This is a genomic window from Mycobacterium sp. NGS57, assembly GCF_059812405.1.
In genome coordinates, this window is the sequence record NZ_JCALCP010000003.1 from 226,806 (window position 1) to 250,964 (window position 24,159).

28 protein-coding genes and 1 pseudogene are annotated in these 24,159 nt (G+C 68.8%); 15 read left to right on the plus strand and 14 right to left on the minus strand.

Annotation, left to right across the window (positions count from 1 at the left end; translation table 11 throughout):
- The 3 genes and pseudogenes from aceA to AC5Y43_RS07455 all read right to left on the minus strand — a co-directional run bounded on the left by aceA (position 1) and on the right by AC5Y43_RS07455 (position 3,101).
- A complete protein-coding gene (aceA, locus tag AC5Y43_RS07445; protein ID WP_499970909.1) occupies positions 1-2,289 on the minus strand; it encodes an isocitrate lyase ICL2 in 2,289 nt (762 codons plus the stop codon).
- 187 nt (positions 2,290-2,476) lie between these two features.
- Positions 2,477-2,647, minus strand: a pseudogene (locus tag AC5Y43_RS07450) (MBL fold metallo-hydrolase); the annotation flags it as partial.
- A gap of 58 nt (positions 2,648-2,705) precedes the next feature.
- Positions 2,706-3,101, minus strand: coding sequence for a limonene-1,2-epoxide hydrolase family protein (locus tag AC5Y43_RS07455; RefSeq protein ID WP_499970911.1), 396 nt, complete (start codon positions 3,099-3,101; stop codon positions 2,706-2,708).
- 165 nt (positions 3,102-3,266) lie between these two features.
- On the opposite strand from AC5Y43_RS07455, the gene AC5Y43_RS07460 reads away from it, so the two are divergent.
- Genes AC5Y43_RS07460 through AC5Y43_RS07475 form a run of 4 tightly spaced genes read left to right on the plus strand, consistent with a single transcriptional unit; the run spans position 3,267 to position 6,239 of the window.
- On the plus strand, positions 3,267-4,271 hold the full coding sequence (locus tag AC5Y43_RS07460) for a zinc-binding dehydrogenase (RefSeq protein WP_499970914.1): 1,005 nt from the start codon (positions 3,267-3,269) through the stop codon (positions 4,269-4,271).
- A gap of 37 nt (positions 4,272-4,308) precedes the next feature.
- On the plus strand, positions 4,309-4,752 hold the full coding sequence (locus tag AC5Y43_RS07465) for an SRPBCC family protein (RefSeq protein ID WP_499970916.1): 444 nt from the start codon (positions 4,309-4,311) through the stop codon (positions 4,750-4,752).
- Positions 4,753-4,791: 39 nt separating this feature from the next.
- Positions 4,792-5,382, plus strand: a complete 591-nt coding sequence (locus AC5Y43_RS07470) for a YbhB/YbcL family Raf kinase inhibitor-like protein (protein ID WP_499970918.1) — start codon at positions 4,792-4,794, stop codon at positions 5,380-5,382.
- Positions 5,382-6,239: a lipase family protein gene (locus tag AC5Y43_RS07475; RefSeq protein WP_499970920.1), complete on the plus strand. Its 858-nt coding sequence runs from the start codon at positions 5,382-5,384 to the stop codon at positions 6,237-6,239. The genes AC5Y43_RS07470 and AC5Y43_RS07475 overlap by 1 nt, the downstream gene beginning before the upstream one ends.
- A gap of 6 nt (positions 6,240-6,245) precedes the next feature.
- Here the strand turns inward: AC5Y43_RS07475 and AC5Y43_RS07480 are convergent, their stop codons facing one another.
- A complete protein-coding gene (locus AC5Y43_RS07480) occupies positions 6,246-7,808 on the minus strand; it encodes a phytoene desaturase family protein (protein ID WP_499970922.1) in 1,563 nt (520 codons plus the stop codon).
- Positions 7,809-7,867: 59 nt separating this feature from the next.
- Here AC5Y43_RS07480 and AC5Y43_RS07485 point away from each other — a divergent pair, with 59 nt between their 5' ends.
- Positions 7,868-8,473: a TetR/AcrR family transcriptional regulator gene (locus tag AC5Y43_RS07485; RefSeq protein WP_499970924.1), complete on the plus strand. Its 606-nt coding sequence runs from the start codon at positions 7,868-7,870 to the stop codon at positions 8,471-8,473.
- Between the two features lie 5 nt (positions 8,474-8,478).
- On the opposite strand, the gene AC5Y43_RS07490 is transcribed toward AC5Y43_RS07485, so the two are convergent.
- From AC5Y43_RS07490 to AC5Y43_RS07500, 3 genes are read right to left on the minus strand one after another with little or no spacing between them, the layout of a single operon-like run.
- A complete protein-coding gene (locus AC5Y43_RS07490) occupies positions 8,479-9,192 on the minus strand; it encodes a hypothetical protein (protein ID WP_499970926.1) in 714 nt (237 codons plus the stop codon).
- A gap of 15 nt (positions 9,193-9,207) precedes the next feature.
- On the minus strand, positions 9,208-10,665 hold the full coding sequence (locus AC5Y43_RS07495) for a class I adenylate-forming enzyme family protein (protein ID WP_499970928.1): 1,458 nt from the start codon (positions 10,663-10,665) through the stop codon (positions 9,208-9,210).
- A 4-nt stretch (positions 10,666-10,669) separates the two neighbouring features.
- Complete coding sequence (locus tag AC5Y43_RS07500; RefSeq protein WP_499970930.1) at positions 10,670-11,386, minus strand: hypothetical protein; 717 nt, start codon at positions 11,384-11,386, stop codon at positions 10,670-10,672.
- A gap of 174 nt (positions 11,387-11,560) precedes the next feature.
- Between AC5Y43_RS07500 and AC5Y43_RS07505 the strand changes: the two genes are divergently transcribed.
- From AC5Y43_RS07505 to AC5Y43_RS07515, 3 genes are all read left to right on the plus strand, one after another.
- Positions 11,561-12,184: a nitroreductase family protein gene (locus tag AC5Y43_RS07505; RefSeq protein ID WP_499970932.1), complete on the plus strand. Its 624-nt coding sequence runs from the start codon at positions 11,561-11,563 to the stop codon at positions 12,182-12,184.
- 17 nt (positions 12,185-12,201) lie between these two features.
- Positions 12,202-12,696: an SRPBCC family protein gene (locus tag AC5Y43_RS07510; RefSeq protein WP_499970935.1), complete on the plus strand. Its 495-nt coding sequence runs from the start codon at positions 12,202-12,204 to the stop codon at positions 12,694-12,696.
- 70 nt (positions 12,697-12,766) lie between these two features.
- Positions 12,767-13,234 (plus strand): DUF4262 domain-containing protein, encoded by a 468-nt coding sequence (locus AC5Y43_RS07515; RefSeq protein ID WP_499970938.1) that lies wholly within the window; start codon positions 12,767-12,769, stop codon positions 13,232-13,234.
- Here the strand turns inward: AC5Y43_RS07515 and AC5Y43_RS07520 are convergent.
- Positions 13,231-13,554: a hypothetical protein gene (locus tag AC5Y43_RS07520; RefSeq protein WP_499970941.1), complete on the minus strand. Its 324-nt coding sequence runs from the start codon at positions 13,552-13,554 to the stop codon at positions 13,231-13,233. The two genes, AC5Y43_RS07515 and AC5Y43_RS07520, sit on opposite strands and share 4 nt — an antisense overlap.
- A gap of 105 nt (positions 13,555-13,659) precedes the next feature.
- Here AC5Y43_RS07520 and AC5Y43_RS07525 point away from each other — a divergent pair, with 105 nt between their 5' ends.
- Genes AC5Y43_RS07525 through AC5Y43_RS07535 form a run of 3 tightly spaced genes read left to right on the plus strand, consistent with a single transcriptional unit; the run spans position 13,660 to position 15,887 of the window.
- Positions 13,660-14,118, plus strand: a complete 459-nt coding sequence (locus AC5Y43_RS07525; RefSeq protein ID WP_499970943.1) for an Rv1352/Rv1906c domain-containing protein — start codon at positions 13,660-13,662, stop codon at positions 14,116-14,118.
- Between the two features lie 12 nt (positions 14,119-14,130).
- On the plus strand, positions 14,131-15,108 hold the full coding sequence (locus AC5Y43_RS07530; protein WP_499970945.1) for an FAD-dependent oxidoreductase: 978 nt from the start codon (positions 14,131-14,133) through the stop codon (positions 15,106-15,108).
- Positions 15,105-15,887: an enoyl-CoA hydratase/isomerase family protein gene (locus tag AC5Y43_RS07535; RefSeq protein WP_499970947.1), complete on the plus strand. Its 783-nt coding sequence runs from the start codon at positions 15,105-15,107 to the stop codon at positions 15,885-15,887. Before AC5Y43_RS07530 ends, AC5Y43_RS07535 begins: the two co-directional genes overlap by 4 nt.
- 4 nt (positions 15,888-15,891) lie before the next feature.
- Here AC5Y43_RS07535 and AC5Y43_RS07540 read toward each other — a convergent pair whose 3' ends face one another.
- On the minus strand, positions 15,892-16,281 hold the full coding sequence (locus AC5Y43_RS07540) for a phage holin family protein (RefSeq protein ID WP_499970950.1): 390 nt from the start codon (positions 16,279-16,281) through the stop codon (positions 15,892-15,894).
- A 423-nt stretch (positions 16,282-16,704) separates the two neighbouring features.
- Positions 16,705-17,769, minus strand: a complete 1,065-nt coding sequence (locus AC5Y43_RS07545) for an amidohydrolase family protein (protein ID WP_499970952.1) — start codon at positions 17,767-17,769, stop codon at positions 16,705-16,707.
- Here AC5Y43_RS07545 and AC5Y43_RS07550 point away from each other — a divergent pair.
- Positions 17,759-19,096, plus strand: coding sequence for a sialate:H+ symport family MFS transporter (locus AC5Y43_RS07550; RefSeq protein ID WP_499970954.1), 1,338 nt, complete (start codon positions 17,759-17,761; stop codon positions 19,094-19,096). The two genes, AC5Y43_RS07545 and AC5Y43_RS07550, sit on opposite strands and share 11 nt — an antisense overlap.
- 193 nt (positions 19,097-19,289) lie before the next feature.
- On the opposite strand, the gene AC5Y43_RS07555 is transcribed toward AC5Y43_RS07550, so the two are convergent.
- Positions 19,290-20,567: a competence/damage-inducible protein A gene (locus AC5Y43_RS07555; RefSeq protein ID WP_499970956.1), complete on the minus strand. Its 1,278-nt coding sequence runs from the start codon at positions 20,565-20,567 to the stop codon at positions 19,290-19,292.
- Between the two features lie 23 nt (positions 20,568-20,590).
- Complete coding sequence (locus AC5Y43_RS07560) at positions 20,591-20,848, minus strand: hypothetical protein (RefSeq protein ID WP_499970962.1); 258 nt, start codon at positions 20,846-20,848, stop codon at positions 20,591-20,593.
- Positions 20,849-20,931: 83 nt separating this feature from the next.
- On the opposite strand from AC5Y43_RS07560, the gene AC5Y43_RS07565 reads away from it, so the two are divergent.
- Positions 20,932-21,426 carry a macro domain-containing protein gene (locus AC5Y43_RS07565; protein WP_499970966.1) on the plus strand — a complete coding sequence of 165 codons (495 nt, stop codon included), beginning with the start codon at positions 20,932-20,934 and terminating at the stop codon, positions 21,424-21,426.
- Here the strand turns inward: AC5Y43_RS07565 and AC5Y43_RS07570 are convergent.
- Positions 21,423-21,725, minus strand: coding sequence for an MTH1187 family thiamine-binding protein (locus AC5Y43_RS07570; protein ID WP_499970971.1), 303 nt, complete (start codon positions 21,723-21,725; stop codon positions 21,423-21,425). The two genes, AC5Y43_RS07565 and AC5Y43_RS07570, sit on opposite strands and share 4 nt — an antisense overlap.
- A 40-nt stretch (positions 21,726-21,765) precedes the next feature.
- Here AC5Y43_RS07570 and dtd point away from each other — a divergent pair, with 40 nt between their 5' ends.
- Both dtd and AC5Y43_RS07580 read left to right on the plus strand, forming a co-directional pair.
- Positions 21,766-22,200, plus strand: coding sequence for a D-aminoacyl-tRNA deacylase (gene dtd, locus AC5Y43_RS07575; RefSeq protein ID WP_499970974.1), 435 nt, complete (start codon positions 21,766-21,768; stop codon positions 22,198-22,200).
- A gap of 11 nt (positions 22,201-22,211) precedes the next feature.
- The gene (locus AC5Y43_RS07580; RefSeq protein WP_499970979.1) at positions 22,212-23,126 is read left to right on the plus strand and encodes a class I SAM-dependent methyltransferase; all 915 of its coding nucleotides are present in this window, start codon (positions 22,212-22,214) and stop codon (positions 23,124-23,126) included.
- A 6-nt stretch (positions 23,127-23,132) separates the two neighbouring features.
- Here the strand turns inward: AC5Y43_RS07580 and AC5Y43_RS07585 are convergent, their stop codons facing one another.
- Positions 23,133-24,158, minus strand: coding sequence for an alcohol dehydrogenase catalytic domain-containing protein (locus tag AC5Y43_RS07585; RefSeq protein WP_499970984.1), 1,026 nt, complete (start codon positions 24,156-24,158; stop codon positions 23,133-23,135).
- Position 24,159: the final 1 nt, after the last annotated feature.

Consider the following 24,159-nt stretch of genomic DNA (forward strand, 5'->3'; position numbering starts at 1 on the left):
TCAGCCTTCCTTGGTGATCAGCTTGCGCAGCGCGACCCGGTCGGGCGTGAGCAACTCGGCGATGCGCGGCTTGTTCACCTCGGCCACGATGATCTCGCCGACCTCCTGGTAGACCTCGCTGAAGATGCCGTGCGACTTCATCTTCGAGGTCTGGTACTGGTTGTCCTCGGTCGGCGTCACGTAGTACACCGCGTCGGCCTTGAAGCGGTGCACCAGCCAGAGGTGGATCAACGTCATCAGCCGCTTCTGCCGCAGCTTCTCGGCGAAGGTGTTCTGGTCGCGCACCGTCAGGATGCTGCGGCCGTGGCGGTCCTTGATCGGGTCGACGACGACGTTGGCCAGTTGCTCGTCATCGTTGCCGTAGATCCCGAGCTCGAGCACATCCGATCCCGGGCGGCGGGGCCGCAGTTGCGCGCGCAGCTTCTCGCCGAGGTGGTAGTGCTCGCTCCACAGCGTCAGCCATTCCTCGAGCAGCTTCTTGGGCACCTCGGTCTGCACCAGGTGCTGGTGCTGGGTCGAGCCCTTGCCCATGGCCTTGGTGGTTGCCGTGCGGCCGGAGGAGGCGGCCAGCGCGGCGTCGCTGCGCGGCCCGCCGACCAGGGTTTGCGGCGTGCGGTAGGGCGACTCGACCAGGCGCATCTTGCGCTGCAGGCGGGCCAGCGCCAGCATGCCGTCCTGCTTGAGGGAGCCGGCGAACTCCTCGGCGGCCACGCCGTCGATCTGGTGCCCGCCGTAGGTGATGAAGTTGAAGACGAAGCCCATCTTGCCCAGCTCCTCGGGGAAAGCCTTCATCTCCTCGTCGGTCATCCCGGTGGTGTCCCAGTTGAACGACGGCGACAGGTTGTAGGCCAGCATCTGGTCGGGGAATTCGGCGTGGATCGCCTCGGCGAACTCCCGGGCGTCGGCGAGATCCGCCGTCTTGGTCTCCATCCATAGGATGTCGGCGAACGGCGCCGCCGCCAGCGACTTGGCGATGGCATACGGGATGCCGCCGCGAATCTGGTAGTAGCCCTCCGGGGTCTTGGCGAGCTCGCAATCCCAGCTGGCATCGACGCCCAACTCCTTGGCCCTGGTCGTCGCGGCATACAGCGACGCCCGCTGGGCGAACCGCCGCCACTCTTCGGGGCTCATAGCGACCGGCTCGTCCTCGCTCTCGCCGAAGGCGAGCACCTCGGCCACCGCCTCGCCGTAGGTCATCAGCCCGGCGTCGTCCTCCCAGGCCGCCACGAATCGCGACTCGACCTGGTCGAAGAGGTCGTCGATCGAGGTGTTGCCGTCCTCCCGCCAGGCATTGACGGCGTCGGAGACCAGGCCCTGGATGCCCTGCCGCTCCAGCCACGCGGTGGCCCCGGCGTACTCGGCGTCGGACATCGCGTAGAGCAGGTGACCGTTGAGTTCCTTGACGCCCAACTCGTAGAACCGCCGGACCAGCGCCAGGAAGCACGCCTTGTACGACGGGATGTCGAGGTTGGTGGCGCCGAGCAGGAACGGCTGGTCGCGCTCGTCGGCGCGGCTGTCGAGCAGGTTGGCCGCCTCGGCGTCGGTGCGCGCGACGATGATGCCGGGCACCCGCATGACGTCGAGCTGGAAGCGGGCCGCGTTGAGGCGCTTGATCTGTTCGTCCGACGGAACCAGCACCTTGCCGCCCTGGTGGCCGCACTTCTTGGTGCCCGGCCGCTGGTCCTCGATGTGGTAGCCCGGCACGCCGACCTCGACGAAGCGGCGGATCAGGTTGCGCACGTGCGGATCGCCGCCGTGGCCGGTGTCGGCGTCGGCGATGATGAACGGGCGGAAGTCGTAGGCCGGCGTCGCGGCGCGCTTCTGCTCGCTCATCTGCCGCCGCTGGTACTCCTGGTTCCGGTCGGCCGTGAGCAAGGCACGCACCAGCACCGCCGCGTCGTCGGGCACCTGGCTCAGCGGGTAGCTGGCGAGGTCGGGCCCGGGGTCTTCGGTGGTGGAGCCCTTGGCCGAGGTCGCCCAGCCGCCGAGGTAGATCCCCTCGATGCCCATCCGCTTCATGCTGACGGCCTGCCCGGGCGAGTACGGGCCGAACGTGGTGATGCTCTTCTTCGCCGCGAACAGCTCGCGCAGCCGCTCGTAGAAGGCCGCCGCCGCCTCGCGCGCCACGATGTAGTCGGCCGGAATGGTGCCGCGTTGCTCGGCGACCTGCCGGGCGGTGTACAGGCGGATGATCCCGTTGAAGCGCGAGCTGTCGAAGTATCGCTGCGTAGCCTCAACGTCCTGGTCGAACGGTATACGGATCTCGTTGTCCGTCTCGATGATGGCCATGGGGTTACGCTCCTCCGCGGTACTCTGCAGCACGATTTTGCGCTGCACGTGAGTTTATCCCCGGAACCGGCTGTTCAATCAGGGGTCGATGCAGCCGAGCCGAAACCGTTGTCATGCCGTTTTGCGGCATCCGGCGGGCGGTTGGCAACGGATGCCCGGGTACGTTGCGCCGCAACGTTTTTAGTGTTCACACCCGCGCGCCGCGGGCGCTCAGCCAGTCCCGCTGCCGGCCGACGAAGCCCGCGTCGACGGTTTTGCCGTGGCCCGGGACATAGATGGCTTGGGCCCCACCGATCCTGAGCACTCGCTCAAGGGTTGCCGGCCAGGCCGCCACGTCGGAATCGGAGTCGATGGCGGGGCCGGTTCCGTAGCTGAGAGGCTGGCCGAGGAGCTGGACTAAATCAAAACGCGAAAGGTCAACTCGGCGATGCGGTTGCCGCCATCATCTGCTCCGCGAACGTCGAGAGGTCGTAATAGTCTCGCCAACGTGTGATGCGACCATCAGAATCGACGTCGAAGACGCCCACGCATTCAAAACCGACGGTTTTACCGGCGATCTCACAACTGTCGACTCGTTCGGTCAGAACCGTGCCCCCATTCGCTGCGAGACTCTTGATGTCGACCGAGGTGTTCGGAACTAACCTCAACTGCGCCTGCAATTCCGTTCTGACGGCATCGACGCCCTTGTGGACTCCCCGCGGACCGTCGATGTATACCGCATCGTCACTAAAGAAGCCGATCACCTCGTCGACGTCCGATGTTGGAAAGCAGGCCAAGAACTTCCGAACCACTGACTCTGCTGAATCTGTCACGGATGCTCCTCTGACCAGGCTTCTTGACGTTCTGACAGGGAGCTTAGAGCAGTTGGCGCGAAAACGCCGTCCCTTTGGCTAGCGGTCGGCGGCTGCGGACCACCGCAAATCGGCTCCGTTGATGACGGCTTGCGCAGAGTGTTGATCAGGACTAAGGAGAACACGATGCGAGCAGTCGTCATCACCAAGCACGGCGACCCGTCCGTGTTGAAGGTCGAGGAGCGTCCCGACCCGCCGCCCCCGGGCCCGGGACAGCTGCGCGTCGCGGTGCGCGCGGCCGGGGTCAACTTCGCCGACCACATGGCCCGCGTCGGCCTGTATCCCGACGCGCCGAAACTCCCGGCGGTGGTGGGCTACGAGGTCGCCGGCACGGTCGAGGCCGTCGGAGACGGCGTGGACGCCGGGCGCGTCGGCGAACGGGTGCTGGCCGGCACCCGATTCGGCGGCTACGCCGAGACCGTCAACGTCGCGGCGAGCGATTCGGTGTCGCTACCCGACGCGCTGAGCTTCGAGCAGGGCGCCGCCGTCCCGGTCAACTACGCGACCGCCTGGGCGGCGCTGCACGGCTACGGGTCGCTGCGCGCCGGCGAGCGGGTTCTGGTGCACGCCGCGGCGGGCGGCGTCGGCATCGCGGCGGTCCAGTTCGCGAAGGCCGCCGGGGCCGAGGTGCACGGCACCGCGTCGCCCGGCAAGCACGCGAAGCTGGCCGAGCTGGGCGTGGACCGGACGATCGACTACCGCCGCGACGGCTGGTGGAAGGGCCTCGACCCGTACGACCTGGTGCTCGACGCGCTGGGCGGCACGTCGCTGCGCCGCTCCTATGCCCTGCTGCGCCCGGGCGGAAGGCTTGTGGGCTACGGCATTTCGAACCTGCAGCACGGCGAGAAGCGCTCCCTGCGCGCCGCTGCGCCGCACGCACTGACCATGCTGCGCGGCTTCAACCTGATCGACCAGCTCTCCGAATCGAAGGCCGTGATCGGCCTCAACATGCTGCGGCTGTGGGACGACCGCGGCACGCTCGAGCCCTGGATCACGCCCCTGGCCGCGGCGCTCGACGACGGCACCATCTCTCCCGTCGTGCATGCGGCGGTGCCGTTCGCCGAGGCGCCCGAGGCGCACCGGATCCTGGCCGCCCGCGAGAACGTCGGCAAGGTCGTGCTGGTGCCTTGAGGTTTTTAGCATCGCGGCAACGGCTACTAGTTCCCCCATGGCTATCACCGAAACCCGCGAAGTCGTCATCGACGCGACGCCCGACCAGATCATGGACGTGTTGTTCGACCTCGAGTCGCTGACCCAGTGGTCCTCGTTCCACAAGAAGGTCGAAATCCTGGAGCGCGACGACGACGGCCACCCCACCAAATCCCGGCAGTCGGTCAAGATCGTGGGCGTCACCGACGAGCAGGTGCTGGACTACACCGTGTACGACGACGGCGTGGGCTGGACGCTGGTGAGCGCCAAACAGCAACGCGCGCAGGAAGGCCGCTACCGTCTCACGCCCGAAGGCGATTCCACCCGGGTCAATTTCGAGCTCACCGTGGAGCCCTCGGCGCCGGTTCCCGGATTCCTGGTCAAACGGGGCGCCAAGGGGCTGATGGAAACGGCGACCGACGGCCTGCGCAAGCGTGTGCTCAAGGTCAAGGGCGGAAAGTAGACGCTTCCCGAGTCGGGTTTCGCGCGCGACACTTCGTGTATGGAACGGACACGAATCGCGGCGGTCGTGGGCGGACTGGCGCTGCTGGGGGCGCTGGCCGGCTGCGGGGGCGGCGGTGGCGGCCACATGACGGCCCCGCAGACGCCGAAGGTGACGACCCTGGGCCGCAGCGTCCCCGCGGCGCCCGCCGGCGGCCCGCTGACCATCAGCAGTCCCGCGTTTTCCGACGGCGCCCCGATCCCGGCGCAGTACACCTGCAAGGGCGCCGACGCCGCACCGCCGTTGACGTGGTCGGCGCCGCAGGGCGCGGCGCTCGTCGTCGATGACCCGGACGCCCCGCGCGGGCCCTACGTGCACTGGATCGTGGCGGGAATCCCGCCCGGCCCGGGAAGCACCGCCGAGGGTCAGACCCCGCCCGGCGCGAGCAGCCTGCCGAACTCGGCCGGCCGGGCCGAGTACAGCGGGCCCTGCCCGCCAGCGGGGACGGGGGTGCACCACTACCGGTTCACCCTGTATCAGCTGCCCGCCACCTTCCAGCTGCCCGCCGGGCTCGCCGGGGCCCAAGCCGCACAGGCGATTACGCGCGCCGCGACCGGGCGGGCGCGCTACACCGGAACGTTCGGCGCCTGATGCCGGCGACCACGCCGGCGTTAAATATAACGCGGGCAATACAATTCGCCCAGCTGGTCGATGCCACCTACGCGACGTCGCCCGGCGATCTGACCAACGCGGCCGGCAAGGCCCTGATCGCCGGCGGCATCGACTACACCGTCGTCACGACGATCTACGCCAACGACCTGGCCACCGACATGAACCCGGCCCGGGCCGACGACGAGGTGTCCATCGGGCTGATCTGCCAGGCGGACAAGACCGGCGACGTGGCGGTCGCGCTCCGCGGGACCGAGGGAATCCTCGAGTGGATCCACGACGCCGACTTCTTCCAGGTGCCCTGCCCGTTCCTGGCCGGCGCCGGCCACACCGAGGAGGGCTTCACCATCATGTACGACTCGCTGCGCACCGGAACGCAGCCGGGCTCGCCGACCGTGGCCGCGGCGCTGACGAAACTCAAGTTCCCCCAAGCGATCAACTCTCTGACGCTATGCGGGCACAGCCTGGGCGGAGCCCTGGCGACGCTGCTCGCCCTCGACGTGGCGGCGAACACGACGTTCACGCACCCGGCCGTGTACACCTACGGTAGCCCGCGTACCGGGGATTCGCTGTTTGCCGGCACCTACGACCAGGTGGTCACGAACTCGTATCGCATCGCCAATCGCCTGGACATCGTCCCCGCGCTGCCCCCGCCGCTGGACTACGAACACGTGCTCAACCCGTACGAGCTGAACCCGGTCCGGCTGGTGCCGCTGCCGCCGCAGGTGCTGGTCAAATACAGTGTGGCGTGCGAGCATTCGCTCGCCACCTACCTGCATCTGCTGTCGCTGCAATCCGGCGGCCCGATCCTCCCGCTGGAACCCGCCTGCCAACCCTGAAACGGGTCAGGCCACGTCGTCGAGCGCCTGGTAGGCGGCGTTGTAGCCGGGGGTGAACGTGATGCCCGGCCCGCCATGGCATCCCGCGCCGCCGAGGTAGAGCCCTTGGATCGGGATCGGGCAATCCAGAAAGCCCTTGGGGCCCGGGCGGTTGGGGCCCATCAGGTCCGGGTGCAATAGCCCGTGGCAGAAGTCGCCGTCGGGCGCGGCGAACATCGTGTTCATGTGGTAGGGCGCGAACGTGATGTGGCGGATCACGATGTCCTTGAAGTTCGGGGCGAACCTGGTGATCTTGGCGACGACCCGCTGCGCCATCTCGCTTTTCAGCTGGCCGTGCTGTTCGCGGTCGACCTCCACCGGGAAGGCGTAGGCGAAGGCGCTGGCGGCGTGCTTGCCGGGCGGCGCCATGGCGGGGTCGTGCACCGAGGGGATCTGCAGCCCGAGCGACGGGTTGTCCGGGATCAGGCCCCGACGGCAGGTCTCCCATTGCAGCTGTTGCTCTTCGGGCGAGCCGAAGATGCCGACGGACTGCTGCATGCCTTCTTCGTTCAAGAACTCGTACGGCGGCGCGAACTCGGGCAGCCCGTCGAGGGCGAAGTGCAGCTGGACGAACGAGGCGCGGTGATCGCGGTCCGCGACACGCGAGACGACTTCTGCGGGAACGTGTTCGGGCGCGATGAGCCCGGTGAGGGTGAGGTCGGGCGACAGGTTGGACACCACGATTGGGGCGGTGATGGTGGAGCCGTCGCGCAGTCGCACCCCGGTCACCGCGCCGCGCCCGACCAGGATCTGCTCGACTTTGGCCCGGAACCTGATCTCGCCGCCGTGGGAGACGAACAACTCGCGCAGGTGCTCGGTCAGCGCGCCGATGCCGCCCTTGAGCTTGGTCATCATCGCGGTGGCGTCGTCCGGCACCGCCAGCGCGAACGCCAAACACGTCGCGCTACCCGGCGTATAGGGGCCGCGGTAGGTGGAGTTGACCGCCAAAAACGCCAGCATCCCGCGCATCACCGCGTGCTTGTCCCGGTCGGGCAGATAGCGGTCGATCACGTCCATCGCGGAGCCGAACAGCATCTCGTGAATGGCGCGGCGCTCGGCGTCGCTGGCCGCGCAGGCGTACATCTCGTCGAAGGTCTTGGGCGGCTGGCGAACGTCGAAGCGGCCGAGGGCCTTTGCCGGCCCCTGGCTCCAGGCGATCAGCTCGGCCATGCCGGTGACTGCCTCGATGCCGTGTTTCTCGCCGAGGTGCGTCATCAGCTGGATCGGGTCGCGGTAGAAGACCATCGGCTCCTCGCCGGCTTCGCCGATGTTGGTCGACATCACGTCCGGCTCAACCGTGGGCAGGGTGTCGAGGCCGAGGTCCTTGGTGATCTGGCTGGCCGTGGGGAATTGCACCGACCCGGCGATCTCGTAGCGGAACCCGTCGATCAGTTCGACGGTCGCCGCCATGCCGCCCGCGTAGGTGTTGGATTCCAGGCACAGCGTGCGCAGGCCGGCTCGCTGCAATATCGCGGCCGCGGTCAGTCCGTTGTGCCCGGCTCCCACGACGATCGCGTCATAGTCGCTCATCGATGTCCTCCTCGGCTCGGCGCGTGACAAGAATATGTCAGTACTGACATAATTGGAAGATGCCAGTTCCCAGGCCCCCGAACGGCCACGAGCAGCGCCGCCGGTCGACGCATGAGGCGCTGCGCCGCGCGGCGCTGAAGTGCTTCGCCCGCAAGGGGTTTGCCAACGTAACCGTGACCGAGCTGGCCGCCGAGGCCGGCGTCACCGAGCGCACGTTCTTCCGGCACTTCCCGACCAAGGAGGCCGTGCTGTTCCAGGACTACGAGACGCAGCTGGAATGGCTGGCCGAGGCGCTGGCGCAGCGGCCGCCCGCCGAGTCGTTGTTCGACGCGGTCCTGGCGAGCGTCGCGGCCTTCCCGCACGACCTCGAAGTGGTCCGCCAGGCCGCGACGGCGCGCGCGGAGCTGATCAGCGCCGAGCGCATCGCGGGCCACCTGCGGGTTGTGCAGGCGTCGTTCGCCGGGGTGCTGACCGAGTTTGTCAAAAGCCGCAACCCGGACGTCGCGGACGTCGATCTCGCCGCCGAGGTCGCCGGCTCGACCCTGGCCGCGGCTTTGGTTGTGGCGGTGGAGAATTGGGGCCGCAACGGCTGTACGGGCGACCTCGGCGAGATGGTCGCCGCCAGCCTGGACCTGGTTCGCTCGGGCCTGGCGGCTCTGGCCTAGGGCGCTCAGTACAGGGGTGACCAGTCTGACGTGCGCAGCAGGCGGCTCTGCCACTGGTCGCGATACTTAAGCGCCTCGACCATGTAGCTGCCGGGCGCGCGGTGCTCGGGCGCGGTCTCGGTGGTCAGCAGACGCACGAGCGCGGCATAGTTGTCGAAATTCTCGATCTTCTGCCACAGCACCGCTTCTCGCCGCCGGTGGCTGCCGTGCGCGACCTGAAAGCAGGCCTGGATATCGAGGATTCGCCGCTCTTTGGGGGCCCGGGAAAGTACCCGGTAGTAGATCTCGTCCCACATCCGGATGTAGTCGTCGAGCGGGGCGTAGGGCCACCCGGTGTCCTCCATGAACAGGCTCGGCGGATGGGTTGCGCCGCTGGATGGCACGCCGGTCAGGTCGACGGTCTGTAGCGGCGACCAATCGACGGGCAGCAGGATCTTTCCGGACACGTTGTGGCGTAGGTGGTCCAGCTCGCGCAGCCACGGCTTCAGGTCCCCGGTCTGGGCCCGTCGGGCCAGGCGTTCCCAGGCCGCGCCGTCGCTGATTGCGGTGATGGTGACGACGTTGTAGGCAAGCCCGGAGCCGTGAGCGTGGTTGGCGTACCACAGCAGCCTGGCGTCGTCGTCCTGCGCCAGCGTGGGCATCCAGCCGTCGCGGTAGGCGGCCTCGAACTCTTCCTCGCGCGCTCCGACCACCTGGTGGGTCTCGTGCAGAAACAGCATTGCGGCGCCCTGGGCTCAGGTCTCGTCCACGATGAGCGCGGCGATCTGGCGCCGGCTGACCTTGCCGGTCGCGTTGTAGGGGATCTGGTCTACCATCGCCAGCCGCTCGGGGAGCTTGAAGTAGGCGATCAACTCGCGGCAATGCGAGCGCAACTGCTCGAGTGTCACTGGCGCGCAGGCCACTACGGCGGCACCGACCCGCTGGCCGAGTTCGTCGTCGGCGACGCCGGCGACCGCGACGTCGGCCACCGCCGGATGGCTGCGCAGCGCCTCCTCCACCTCGATCGGCCCGAACTTCTCTCCCCCGCGGTTGATCGTGTCGCTCAGCCGGCCGCTGGGGAAGATGTAGCCGTCGGAGTCCACCCGCGCGAGATCGCCGGTGCGCAACCAGCCCTCGGCGACGTTCTGGGTGGTGTTCACCCACAGCTCGCCGACCGCGCCTTGCGCGACGTCGTCGCCGGTGGCGGGGTCCACCACGCGCACGTCGACCCCGGGAAGCGCCCGGCCGACCGACCCGGCGCGCGTGGGGTCGCGGTGATCGCCGGGCAGCAGCGTCGTGTACGCGCCCAGCGTCTCGGTCTGGCCGAACACGTTGGCCAACGCGACGTGCGGCAGCGCCGCCATTGCCCTGCGCACCAACGTGATTGGCGCGGCGGCGGCGCCGTAGGCGATGGCCACCAGCGACGTCAGGTCGGTGCCGGCGAAGTCCGGGTGATCGAGGACGCGCTGCAGCATTGTCGGCACCATGAAGGTGGTCGCCACCCGGTGCCGTGCCACCAGCCGCAGCCATTCACCGGCGTCGAAGCGCGGCTGCACCACCAACGTGTGGCCCGAGTACAAACTGCCCAGCGTGCCCAGCGCGCCCCCGACGTGGAAGAACGGGACGCACATCATCCCCACCGCGGGTTCGGTGCCCGGCCGGAACGGCGGTGTCATTCCCCTGATCCGGTCGGCGAGCCGGCGACCGGGAACCCCGATGGCCTTCGGCAATCCCGTTGTGCCGCTGGTGAATAGGACCAAGGCGTCGCGGTCGTCGGCCGGGTCGACTGGCACGTCGAGGGCGGGGCCCTCGGTCTGGTCGAGGTCCGGCGCCGTCAGCACCGTCGCCGCGCCCGCGTCGCGCAGCCGCTGCGCGTACTGCTCCCCCGCCACGGCCACGTCGGCGCAGCCGGCGTTCGTCAGCAGCCCGCGCAGCTCGCCGGGCGTCAGCGCGGGATTCATCAGCGCGGCCGCGGCGCCGAGGCGCGCCGCCGCGAGCATCGTGGCGATCGAGTGCAGGCCGCCGTAGTCGACGACCGCGACGCGTTGGCCGGCCGCCACGCCCCGCTCAGCCAGGCACGCGGCGCAGCGCCGCACCGTGGCCGCCAGCTCGTCGTAACTGATGGCGCGCCCGTCGATGATCAGAGCGACCCGGTCCGGCTCGCCGGTCGCGGCGGCGTCGAGGGTCGTCCCGATGTTCATCAGCGGCCTCATGTACCTAATGCAAGGGCGACCACTCGGAGGTGCGCAGCAGCCGGGTGGTCCACTGGTCGCGCAGGTCCAGGGCGTCGTGCATCCAGGTTCCCGGCGCGCGGTACTCGGCGGGAATGTGGGTGCGCAGCAGATCGAGCAGGGCCTCGGGCCGGCTGATGCGCTGCATCAGGATCACCTCGCGGCGTACGTGGCTGCCGAGGGCGGGCTGGAACGCGGCGTGCATGGTCAGCATGGACGACGGCTGCTCGAGGCTTCGCGCGTACACCTCGCCGCACTGGACGATGTATTCCTCGAACTTGTCCTCATACGGCCACATGGTGTCTTCCATGTAGAGGCTCATCTCGTGCTCTCGCCCGTCGACCGGCACGTCGTCGAACGACACCTCGGGTAGGGGCGACCATGGCAGCGGCACCAGCAGCTTGGCGTCGACCTCGTGGCGCAACTCGTCCACGTGGCGCATCCACTCCTGAAGATCGCCCTTCTGGACCCGCTCGGTCAGGCGCTCCCAGGCGGCCCCGTCGCGAACCGCGGTGATGGTGATGACCGTGTAGGCGGGGCCGCTGCCGTGCGCCTGGTTGGCGTACCACAGCAGCCGGGCGTCGTCGCCGGCGGCCAGCATGGGCATCCAGCCCGTCCGGAACGCGGCCTCGAAGTCGTCCTCGAGGCGGCCGCGCACCGTGTGCACCTCGTGCATGAACAGCACGCCGAGACCTCCAAACACGGGGCGCTCTGCCTTGAACGCCGTCGTTCAACGGACCGTAGCCCGCCCGGTTTCCCGGGTCTACGCCGGGCCTGCGTTCGACCTGGACAGCCGAGTTGAGAATCTGGTTTGCTCAACCCGGTAACGATCTTGACCGGGCAGGAGTTCGACGGCAATGGATTTCGACGGACTGCGATGGACCTAGCCTCGGTCGACGAGCTGCTGACCACCACGCGGTCGGTGCGCAAACGCCTGGACCTGAACCGTCCGGTCGGTCGCGACGTGATCCTCGAGTGCATCCGGCTGGCCATGCAGGCGCCCACGGCGAGCAACACCCAGGACTGGCGGTGGCTGGTGATCACCGACGCCGACAAGCGCGCCGCCATCGCCGACATCTACCGCAGCGTGGGCGCCCAATACCTGGCGCAGGCCGCCAAGGATGCGTCCGACCCGCAGACCCAACGCGTGTACGCCAGCGCGTTCGCGCTCACCGACACGCTGGCCCGGGTGCCCGTGCATGTCATCCCCTGCCTGGACAACCGCATCGACAACTCGAACCTGCTGACCGCCGCGTCGGCGTGGGCGTCGATCATCCCGGCCGGCTGGAGCTTCCTGCTCGCCCTGCGATCGCGCGGGCTGGGATCGGTGTGGACGACGATGCATCTGGCCAGGGAACGCGAGGTGGCCGACTTGCTCGGCATCCCGCCCACGGCCACCCAGGCCGCGCTCTTCCCGGTCGCCTACACCATCGGCACCGACTTCCGGCCGGCCTCGCGGCCACCCCCGGAGACCGTCACGTATTGGGATAGCTGGGGATAGCTGCGAGGAGATAGCTGATGCGGTCCTACACCGTGCGATTCCACATCGACGCGCCGCCGCGGAAGGTGTGGCGGGTGCTGCACCCCCCGGCCCCGCCGAACGCGCCGCGACCGCGAGTCCTCAAGTGGCCCACCGGCAGCATGGAAATCCTCAACGAGGGCAACGAGGCCGGCGAGGGCCTGGTCCGTACCTGCATCTTCGAAGTGCCCAAGTACCTGCTGTCCCGGGGCCGGGCGCGGTCCTGGGAGACCGTCACCGAGGCCGAGCTCAACAAGCTGTCGCGCTACGTGGCCGTCGGCGCGCCGTTGTGGTCGCGCGCCGAGGGCTATCACGAGCTCGAGGAGCAGCCCGACGGCACCACCGTGCTGACCTTCCACGAGACCTACCACGCGTACAACCCGGTGCTGCGCTTCTTCCTCGAGCGCCCCGTGCACGCCAAGATCTCGCGCGACAACCTCCAGACGTACGAGCACGCACTCGGCTACGCCGGCAAGGTTCGCCGGCTGGCGTAGCGCCTTCAACCGGCCCACTTGTCAGACGCCCCGTGCATCGTGGCGGCAAGCACGATGAAAGGGGATCGCGATGTGCTGGCAATGCGACCACCCGGGCAGCACCACAGAGGACTACCTCGCCGAACTGCGCCGGACGATGCTCGAGAACGGCTGGGCGGTGCAGTACGTGGAGGGCGATCGGATGCCCTTCGCGTACACGATCGGCCTGACCCGCTACGGGCTGCCCGAACTGCTGGTCACCGGCGTCGCACCGCGGCGGGCGGCAAAGATGTTGAACGCTCTGGGCCGGCGAGCCGTCGACGGCGAGCGGCAGGCGCCCGGCATGCGGATCGTCGTTCCGGCCGGACCGCTCGTCGAAATGGTCGAGGTGGAGCACCCGGACGCGCACCTCGTCTTTGCGGATGCGATGTTTGGCGACGAGATGACGGCCCTGCAGGCCGTGTGGGTTGATTCGCAGGGCCACTGGCCCTGGGTTGCGAACTTCGACGGCGGGCGCGGCACCCAGGCGGTCCTCGGTGTTCGGGCCTCGATCAACTAGGAAACCAGGCCCGCGATCAGCGCCAGGATGGCGCCGAGGCCCGCCAACACCGCGGCCAAAACGAACAACGACCCCAGCCCGGCCAGCTGCTGACCGCGTTCGGCGTCCTTGTCGAGCAGGACGCCCACGCTGCTCGGCATGCGGCGAAACACGTCCGACCACTTCACTCGCGCACCGGCCCGTTTGACTCCGGTGGGGTCTTCCTCGGTCCGGCGCCGCGGCGCCGCCCCGGTGCCGTTCGCGAAGAGGATGAATCCGACGGCGAACAACGCGACGCCAAGGACGGCGAGCACCGCGGCGACCCAAAACACTCCGCTCAAATACCCGCCCCGCCCGGCGCGAAAACGCCCCCGGCGTGGCGGGCCGTGGCGCCCCGGCTTGGCGGAACGTGCACCTTGGCTCAAGACCCCGGTACGCTGCTTGACATGGGTTTCAACGCACCGGTCGCGACACGATTCGTCGCCGCCGGCCTGCTGCTGGCGGGCTGGGCGGCGTCGGTGGGTATCGCCGGCGCCGATCCGGAGCCGTCACCGCCGCCCGGCCCGAAGACGAGCATCGACAAAGACGGCACCTACGCGGTGGGGTCCGACATCGCGCCGGGCATCTACAGCTCGCCGGGGCCCCTCGAGAACGGCACCTGCTACTGGAAGCGGACGGGCAACCCCGACGGCAACCTCATCGACAACTCCCTGAGCAAGAAGCCGCAGGTCGTGCAGATCGATCCGACCGACAAGTCGTTCAAGACGTCGGGCTGCCAGCCGTGGCAGCTGACCCCCGACGCGACTCCCCCGCCCACCGCCCCGCCGCCCGGCGTGCAGGGCACGCTCGGCATCCTCAACGGGCTGCTCGGCGGCCAGAACGGCCAGCAACCCCCCCATTCCTGACGGGAGCCGGCCGTGTCGGGCGAGCCGCAACAGGTCGTTGTCGTCGGCGCCGGCGTCAGCGGTTTGACCTCGGCGATATGCCTGGCCGAAGCGGGCTGGCCGGTGCGCGTGTGGGCGGCCGCGCCGCCGCACCAGACGACTTCGGCCGTGGCCGGCGCGGTCTGGGCGCCGCCGCGCCCGGCCGAACGGGCGGACCAGACGCTGGCATGGACCGAGCATTCCCTGGAAGTGTTCCGCGAACTGGCCCGCGACCCCGACTCGGGCGTGCAGATGGCACCGGCGCTGGCCGTCGGCGAACTCACCGCGGCTGAGGCGATGTCGTCGGCGGCTGCCTTGATCCCCGACTTGCGCCCGGCCGACCCCGCCGACGTGCCCGACGGATTCGGCCTCGGGTTTCGCGCCACGGTGCCGATGATCGACATGCCACACCACCTCGACTACCTGACCCGGCGGCTGGCCGCGGCCGGCTGCGACATCGAGGTGCGCCCGGTGCGGTCGCTGGCCGAAGCCGCCGACGCGGCGCCGATCGTCGTCAACTGCGCGGGCCTCGGCGCCGCGGCCCTAACGGGCGACGACACGGTGCGCCCGCTCTTCGGCCAGCACGTCATCCTGACAAATCCCGGTCTGCGGCAGCTGTTTATCGAGATCAACCAGGCCCCGGAATGGACCTGCTACTTCCCGCACCCGCAGCGGGTGGTCTGCGGCGGCATCAGCATCCCCGGCCGCTGGGACACCGCCGCGGAGCCCGCGGTGACCGACCGGATCCTGCAGCAATGCCGCCGCATCGAGCCGCGGTTGCACGACGCCGACGTCATCGAGGTCATCACCGGGCTGCGTCCCGATCGGCCGTCGGTGCGGGTCGAGGCCGAGCCCCTCGGGCGGGCGCTGTGCGTCCACAACTACGGCCACAGCAGCAACGGCGTCACGCTGTCGTGGGGTTGCGCGCGCGACGTCGTGCGCCTGGTCGATGCGGGTCTGGCGGTCCGGTGAGCATCGACTACTCGCTCGACGGCCACATCGCGACGATCACGATCAACCGCCCCGAGACGCGCAATTCGCTGGACATGGAGCATTTCCGCGACCTGGCCCGCGCGTGGGCGGCGTTCCGCGACGACGACAGCGCGTGGGTCGCGGTCGTCACCGGCGTCGGCCGCGACTTCTGCACGGGAGCCGACCTCAAGAAATTCATCCCGGAGCTCACCGGCGACCTGCCCCGGCCCGACGGCTGGAACAAGGACGACGCCATTCACGCCGTCCTGCACCGGTTCCCGGTGTACAAGCCGATCGTCGCGGCCGTCAACGGCACGTGCGTCGCGGGCGGCTTCGAGATGTTGACCTCCACCGACATTCGCGTGGCCGTCCCCGGGGCGCGGTTCGCGGTGATGGAACCCAAGCGCGGCCTGTTCGCCGGCGGCGGAACCACCGTCCGGCTGCCTCGCCAGATGCCCTACCCGCTGGCGATGGAGCTGCTGCTGACGGCCGACATGATCGACGCGGAGCGGGCCCTGGCCATGGGACTGGTCAACCGGGTGGTCGCGGCGGAGGAGCTGATGCACACCGCGTACGACTACGCCGAGCGCGTCGCGGCGAACGCGCCCCTCGCGGTCTCCGCGACCAAGCAGTCGGCCGTCGAAGGCCTTGCGTTCGACCTGGCGTCGGCCTACGACAACGAAACCCGGCACAGCGACCGCATTTTCGAGACCGAGGACGCCAAAGAGGGTCCGCGCGCCTTCGCCGAAAAGCGGCCGCCGCGGTGGCAGGCGCGGTGAGCCGTCAGGCGCGGGCGCGGCGCACCACCAGCGACAGCACCCAGCTCACGATCGACAACACGATGGCCGCCTTGATCGCCGTCCACCAGAAGTGATCGATTTGCAGACCCCAGTGCGTCGTGTGCTCGGTGATCCGTGCGGTGATCCACAACATCAGGGCGTTGATCACGATGTGGATCAGGCCGAGCGTCAGGATGTAGAGCGGGATCGACAGGATCTGGACGATCGGTTTGATGAACGCGTTGACCAGACCGAAGATCACGGCGACGACGAAGATGATGCCAACCTGTTGGAGCCTGGTGTCGCCGCCCACGAAATTGATGCCATGGACGAACTTGGTGACTAACCACAGTGCCAATCCGGTCAGTACCGCGCGCAGCAGAAAAGGGCCCATGCGGAAGATCCTGCCATTGGAAGTCTTAGGAAGTCCCCGGCTTAGTTCAGGTTGTATGTCTTTCGGCGTCGGGAGCTGCCCAAGCCACGACCAGCCCCAGGTACACCGAGGGTTGCGACGCGGTGGCGGACGGGCGAATCATCAATCTCTATGACGCCGTGTGTCCACGAGACGGCAGCAGTTTCACCGGCATTGATGGGTGAGCGTGCCCCTTAAACGTATTGACGAATTGAAGCCCGGAGACAGGATCCGCATGAAGGTCGGGCACGCTACGGTCGTGGGGACCGAGTCCCTGGGCGAGGACCGCACTCTGCTCACCTTTCTCTACGGGACGGAACGGCCTGCCGACAACGGAGTCACCGTAGACGTCCTGGGCGATGACGAGTGGGGTTGGTAACACGATCAGCACCAAGCGCCCAGAGTTCAGTTCAGGTTGTAGAAGCGTTGCGCGTTGAGCGCGCCGATCTTTTCGCGCGCCTCCTCACTGATGTCCGCGCGGGTGCGCAGGTGCTTGGTGCTTTCGGGCCATTCGCCGTCCCAGTGCGGGTAGTCGCTGGCGAACATGATGAAGTCGGCGCCGAGCACATCGATCACGCCGGGCAGGATCGGTTCCTCGGGCTCACAGGTCACAAAGATGTTGCCCGCCTTGAGATATTCGTGCGGATCGCGGCGCCACCCCCGCTCGACCCAGTCGCCGCGCTTCTCGTAGTGCTCGTGCAGGCGGTCGATGAAGAACGGCACCCAGCCCGCCCCTGCCTCCAGGAAGGCCACCCGCAGCCGCGGATGACGCTCGAAGACGCCGCCGGAGACCATCGCCGTCATCGCCGTCATCTGGTCGAACGGAAAGCTGATGCAGTGCACCTGAATGTAATTGGTGAACCGGTCCACGCCGATTTTGGGCAGATGGATGCCGGGCGCGCCGTGAATGCCCAGCGGCATCTGCAGGTCCACTGCGGCGGCGTAGAACCGGTCGAGGTCGGGGTGGTCGAGGTTGCGGGTCTTCAGCGCCGGCGGGACCAGCGCGGCCACCAGCCCGAGGTCTTTGGCCTCGGTCATCACGTCGATGGCCGCTTGGCCGTGCTCGACGGGCGTGACCGCGACACCGCGCAGCCGGCCGCCCGACGAGGCGCAGAAATCCGCGATCCACTCGTTGTACAGGCGCGAGAACCCTGCGGCGAACCCGGGGTCTTCCAGGCTGGGTGCGCACAGCCCGAGGCTCGGATACAGCACCATCGTGTCGATGTGGTCGCGATCGGCGTCGCCCAGCACGCCCTCGGGTGAGCGGCAGTTGATGTCGGGCGCGTTGCTGATCCCGTGCGCGGGCGGGCAACCCGCGCCCGGGCCCTCGTCCTGCGGGTAGTTGCGGCCTTCGAACGTCATCCGGCTCCCGTCGGCCGCCGGCTTGACGTGATCGGGCCAGCGCTTGATCGCCTCGACCGCCAGCGAGGAGTTCTCGGCGACGTGCCCGTCGGCGTCGATGATTCGCATGTATCGGCAACTTACTCTCGCGCAATGCCACCCGGTACTGCACGATGCTGACGTGACCACACCCCGTCCCCGGCAGAAGCTGACGGCCGACCAACGCAATTCCTTCGTCGCGGCGTTGCTGGGCTGGACGATGGACGCGTTCGACTACTTCATCGTCGTGCTCGTCTACGCCGACATCGCAAAGACGTTTCACCACAGCAAGGCCGAGGTCGCGTTCGTCACCACGGCCACCCTGGTCATGCGGCCCGTCGGCGCGCTGTTGTTCGGGCTGTGGGCCGACCGGGTCGGCCGGCGGCTGCCGCTGATGGTCGACGTGATGTTCTACTCCGTGGTGGGGTTCCTGTGCGCGTTCGCGCCCAACTTCACCGTCCTGGTGATTTTGCGGCTGCTGTACGGCATCGGCATGGGCGGTGAGTGGGGGCTGGGCGCCGCGCTGGCCATGGAGAAGGTCCCCGTCGAGCGTCGCGGGTTTTTCTCCGGATTGCTGCAGGAGGGTTACGCGTTCGGTTATCTGCTGGCCAGCATCGCGTCACTGGTGGTGATGGATTGGCTGGGGCTGTCGTGGCGCTGGCTGTTCGGCCTGAGCATCGTCCCGGCGCTGATCAGCCTGATCATCCGCTACCGGGTCGAGGAATCGGAGGTGTGGGAGGCCGCCCAGGACCGAATGCGGCTGACCAGCACCAGGATTCGCGACGTGCTGCGCGACGCCGCGATCGTCCGGCGTTTCGTCTACCTGGTGCTGCTGATGACCGCGTTCAACTGGATGAGCCACGGCACCCAGGACGTCTACCCGACCTTTTTGGGGGCGACCGCCAACCATGGCGCGGGGCTGTCCAGCACGACCGTCAAGTGGATCGTGGTGGTCTACAACGTCGGCGCCATCGTCGGCGGGCTGCTCTTCGGGACGCTGTCACAGCGGTTCAGCCGCCGCTACACCGTCGTGTTCTGCGCGCTGCTGGGCCTGCCGATCGTGCCGTTGTTCGCCTATTCGCGCACGGCGGCGATGCTGTGCCTCGGCTCGTTTTTTATGCAGCTGTGCGTGCAGGGCGCGTGGGGCGTGATTCCCGCCCACCTGACCGAGATGTCGCCGGACGCCATCCGCGGCCTGTATCCCGGCGTGACCTACCAACTCGGTAACCTGCTGGCTGCGTTCAATTTGCCCATCCAGGAACGCCTGGCCGAATCGCACGGGTATCCGTTTGCGCTGGCGGCGACGATCGTGCCGGTGCTGATCGCGGTGGCGGTGCTCACGCTGATCGGTAAGGACGCCACCGGGATTCGCTTCGGCACCGCCGAAAGTAGCTTTCTGCCAACCGAAATGGCGTGAATGTCGACGTCAGCGCATGGCTGCGATAGGTGTGCCCTCGTCCATCGCCTCGGCGACAGAGGCTTTGGATGAGAGATCTACACCGGGACGAAGGCCTCCCCTGCCCATCGCCCGAACCACGTAGCGACCCGCCCGTCGAATCATCCTGCGCATGATGACAGCTTAGCGTCATCTGCCGGCGTGACGCTCGGCGTCAGTGCCTGCCGCTCAGCATGCGGCGCAATAGGTGCATCGCCACCGTCGTCGACCGGTCGCGGATGTCCGAGCGATTCCCGGGCATGCGCAGCGTGCGGGAGTCGGTCCCGCCGTCATCGAGCGCCACCGTGAAACAGACTGTCCCGACGGGCTTTTCGGGGGTCCCCCCGCCCGGGCCGGCAATGCCGGTGATCGCGACAGCGGTGTCGGCGCCGAAGCGCCGCAGCGCACCCGCCGCCATCGCCTCGGCCACCGGTTCGGATACCGCGCCGTGCTCGTCGATCAGGGCCGGGTCCACGCCGAGGAGCTGCACCTTCGCCTCGTTGGAATAGGACACCACGCCGCCCGCCACGTAATCCGACGACCCGGGCCGATCGGTCAGCCGCGCCGCCAGCAGGCCCGCGGTGCACGATTCCGCCGTCGCGATCCGCCGGCCGGTGAGCAATGCCGCGACCAGATCGTCCACCCTCGAGCCGTCCTCGGAGTAGAGCTGCTGGGCGTGCCGGTCGCGCAGCAGCTTGGTCAGCTGCGCATAGGCATCGGCGGCGTCGGGTTCGTAGCGCGTGACCATTTCGATCTCGCCGCGGCGCAGGCAGGTGGTGATCTCCAGCGCCGCGAAGCCGGGGACGCTCTGTTCGGCGTCGCGCAGCGTTTCGGCGAGCCCGGACTCCGGCAACCCGAACATCCGAATCATCTTCTGCTCGTAAGTGGTTCGGCCGGCGATCGCCTCCTGCGCGGCGGGCGTCTCAATCGCCGTGTACCACATGGGCTGCAGCTCACGCGGCGGCCCGGGAAGCACGATCACCGTCGGCTTGCCCGGCACCACCACGCCCGGCGCGGTGCCCACCGGGTCGAGCACCTGCGCGCCGGCCGGGACCATGGCCTGCTTGCGGTTGGCGGCCCTGATCGAGTCGAAATCGCTTGCGTCGAAAGCGGGATTGCGACCCATCAGCTTCCTGAGGATGTTCGCGATCTTTTCCTCGACCTCGGCGTCGAGCACCAATTCGCGCCCGCAGAAGCGAGCCACCACCTCGACGGTCATGTCGTCGGCCGTCGGCCCGAGGCCACCGCTGGTGATGATCAGGTCGACACCCTGGTCGGCCATGAAGCGCAGCTGCGCTTCGATGTCTTTCGCGCGGTCGCCGCAGATGGTGATGTGGGCCAGCTCCACGCCGAGTTCCAGCAGGCGATCGGCGATCCAGGGCCCGTTGGCGTCTTGGACTCGTCCGGTGAGGACTTCGGTTCCGGTGACGACGATGCCTGCGCGTGCGCTCACCGGGATGAGCCTACTGGCGGCGTTTACGTCCGCTGACCGGGCTGACCCGGCTGGCCGGGTTGCCCGGGCTGGCCCGGTTGGCCGGGCTGGCCGGGAGTTCCGTCCGGGCCGGGTGCGCCGCCGGCGCCGCCTTCGCCGCCCTCGCCGGGCTGGCCGCCGGGGCCGGCGTCGCCGCCGCGTCCGCCGTCGCCGCCGCGTCCGCCGGCGCCGCCGCGTCCGCCGGCGCCCCCGCGGCCGCCGGCCCCGCCCTGACCGCCGGCCCCGCCCTGGCCGCCGGTCATGCGATTCGCACCATGACCTTCTCCATGCGCGCCACGCTAATCAACCGGCCGGCATGTGGCTAGGTGTGCGCGACAATGAGCCGATGATCGAGCTAGAGGTCCTGCAGGCCGACGTCACCAAGCTCGAAGTCGACGCCATCGCCAACGCGGCCAATACTGAGCTGCGGCACGGCGGAGGTGTCGCCGCGGCGGTCTCCCGCGCGGGCGGGCCCGAGGTGCAGCGCGAGTCGACCGAGAAGGCGCCGATCGGCCTCGGGGACGCGGTCGAGACCACCGCGGGCGACATGCCGGCGCGCTACGTCATTCACGCGGCCACGATGGAGCCAGGCGGCCCCACCTCCGCCGAGGTCATCGCGCGCGCAACCGCTTCGACGCTTCGCAGAGCCGACGAACTCGGCTGCCGGTCATTGGCGCTGGTGGCGTTCGGCACCGGTGTGGGCGGGTTTCCGCTCGAGGACGCGGCGCGGTTGATGGTCGATGCCGTGCGCCGACACCGAGCGAACTCGTTGCAGAAGGTGGTGTTCGCGGTCCACGGCGCCGCCGCGGAACGGGCGTTCCGGGACGCGGTGAGCGACTAGCCGGACAGGTGGCGCTCGACCGAGGCGACCTTCTGCGTCATCGCATCGTGGGTCCCGGCTCGCCAATCGGCCTTGATCACCGTGCTGACCCTGGGCGCGCGCGCCGCCACGGCCTCGACCGCGCGCTGCACGACGGCCATCACCTCTTCCCACGTGTCGCCCTCGATCACGGTGAACATCGAATCGGTCTTGTTGGGCAGCCCGGACTCGCGGACCACGCGGACCGCGTCGGCAACGATCTCACCGACCCCCTCACCGACGCCCAGCGGGGTGACCGAAAACGCGACGAGCACAGACACGTGACGAGCCTACCGAGAACGCCTGGCAGCATCGAGGGCCATGCGGGTCTTGGTGCAACGAGTCTCCTCGGCGTCGGTATCGGTCGACGGCCAGGTGGTGGGTGCCATCCGGCCGGACGGCCAGGGCTTGCTGGCGTTGGTCGGCGTCACCCACAGCGACGACCCCGACACTGCGCGGAGGTTGGCCGAAAAGCTATGGCATCTCCGCATTCTCGCCGACGAACGGTCCGCGGCCGACGTCCACGCGCCCGTCTTGGTCGTCAGCCAGTTCACCCTGTACGCCGACACCGCCAAGGGCCGCCGGCCGTCCTGGAACGCGGCCGCCCCCGCCGCGCTGGCCGAACCGCTGGTCACCGCATTCGGCGAGACGTTGCGCGCACTGGGCGCCGACGTACGGACCGGTGTGTTCGGCGCGCACATGCAAGTCGAGCTGGTCAACGACGGCCCGGTGACCGTGATGCTGGAGCTTGGGTAGCTTGGGCTGCTATGGGGACACCTGAGTTCGGGTCGCAACGATCCGACGACGACCAGTGGGACATCGTGAGCAGCGTGGGCTACACCGCGCTGCTGGTGGCGGGATGGCGGGCACTGCACGCCGTGAGCCCGCAGCCGCTGGTGCGCGACGAATACGCCAAGGTGTTCATCGACGCGTCGCGCGACCAATATCTGGCGGATGCGCTGGCCAACCCGGGAACTTCCGAGGACGAGACGGCCTTTCCGCGCCTGTACGGGGTGCAGACCCGGTTCTTCGACGACTTCTTCGACGCCGCAGGCGCCGCAGGGATAAGGCAGGCCGTCATTGTCGCGGCGGGACTGGATTCCCGGGCGTACCGGCTTGACTGGCCCTCCGGCACAACAGTTTTCGAAGTCGACCTACCGAAAGTCCTGGAATTCAAGGCGCGCGTGCTCGGCGAACGGGGCGCGACGCCGAAGGCCCGCAGGATCGAGGTCGCCGCCGACCTGCGCACCGAGTGGTCGCGGACGCTGGAAGCGGCCGGCTTCGACACCGAAGCCTCCAGCGCCTGGTCGGTGGAGGGCGTGCTGCCCTACCTGACCGACGAGGCGCAGAACGCGCTGTTCACCCGGATCAGCGGGCTCAGCGCGCCGGGCAGCCGGATCGCCATCGGCGCGCTGGGTTCGCGGCTGGACCGTGAGCAGCTCAGCGCCCTGGAAACCGACCACCCCGGCGTCAACATGTCCGGCGACGTGGACTTCTCCGCGCTGACCTACGAGCCCAAGACCGATCCCGCGGAAGCGCTGGCCGCGCACGGGTGGGCCGTCGAGCCGGTCCGCAACACGCTGGATCTGCAGGCCGGCTACGGGATGACGCCGCCGGGGGTCGACGTGAAGATCGACGCTTTCATGAACTCGCAATACATCACCGCGACCCGGTCGGGCTGAGCGGGACTACGGCGTCAGCAGGACCTTGACGTCGTCGCCCGACCGCGACTCGGCGGTCGCGTAGCCCTTGGCCGCCTCGTCCAACGGCAGGGTCGTGGTGAAGATGCCGTCGACGTCGAGGCGGCCGGACTGCAGCAGCGGGACCAGCTCCGGCCAGGTGCGCTGCACCGGCGCGGTGGTCATGCGCAGCGTGGTGCTGCGGATCAGGCAGCCCAGCGCGTTGAGTGGATACGGGTTCATGTCGTGCACACCGACGACCGAGACGGTGCCGCCGGGCCGCACCGTGTTGAGCGCGTCGGTCAGCGAGGCGTCGGTGGCGACGGCGTCGATCACGGCATCGGCGCCCCGCCCGCCCGTCGCGGCGAGGATGGCCTCGACCGCCGGCGCCTTGACCGGCGTGGCTCCCCAGCGCGCCGCACGGTCGAGCCGCCCATCGACGCGGTCGACGGCGAAAACCGTTGCCGCACCCTGGAAGAGCGCGCTGCGCAGCGAGCACAAGCCGACAGCCCCCAGCCCGATGACCGCCACAGTCCCCCCGTAGGGAATGTCGGCGCGCTGCGCCGCCGCCCAGCCGGTGGCGAGGTTGTCGGTGAGCAGTAGCGCCTGCTCGGTGCTGATCCCGTCGGGCATCTTGAGCAGCTGGAAGTCGGCGGCGGGCACCGCCAGCAGATCGGCCTGGGCACCGCCCAGCACACCGCCGCCGAAGATCTGAAAGCCGTTGTGGCACATGACCGGGTCGCGGGTGGCACAGCCCGGGCAGGCGCCGCAGCCGGTCACTGACGACACCATCACCCGATCGCCCACCTTGACGGTGCGCGTCTCCGGGCCGGTCTCGACGACGGTGCCCACCGCCTCATGGCCGAGCGTGATGGGTTCGGCGAGCGGGAAGTCGGCCTCGTAGAAGTGCAGGTCGGATCCGCAGATCCCGGCCGCGGTGACTTCGACGATCGCGCCGTCGGCGCCGGGAAGCGCCGGGTCGGGGCGGGTGTCGACCCGGATGCTGCGGGGCCCATCGACGACTACGGTTCGCATG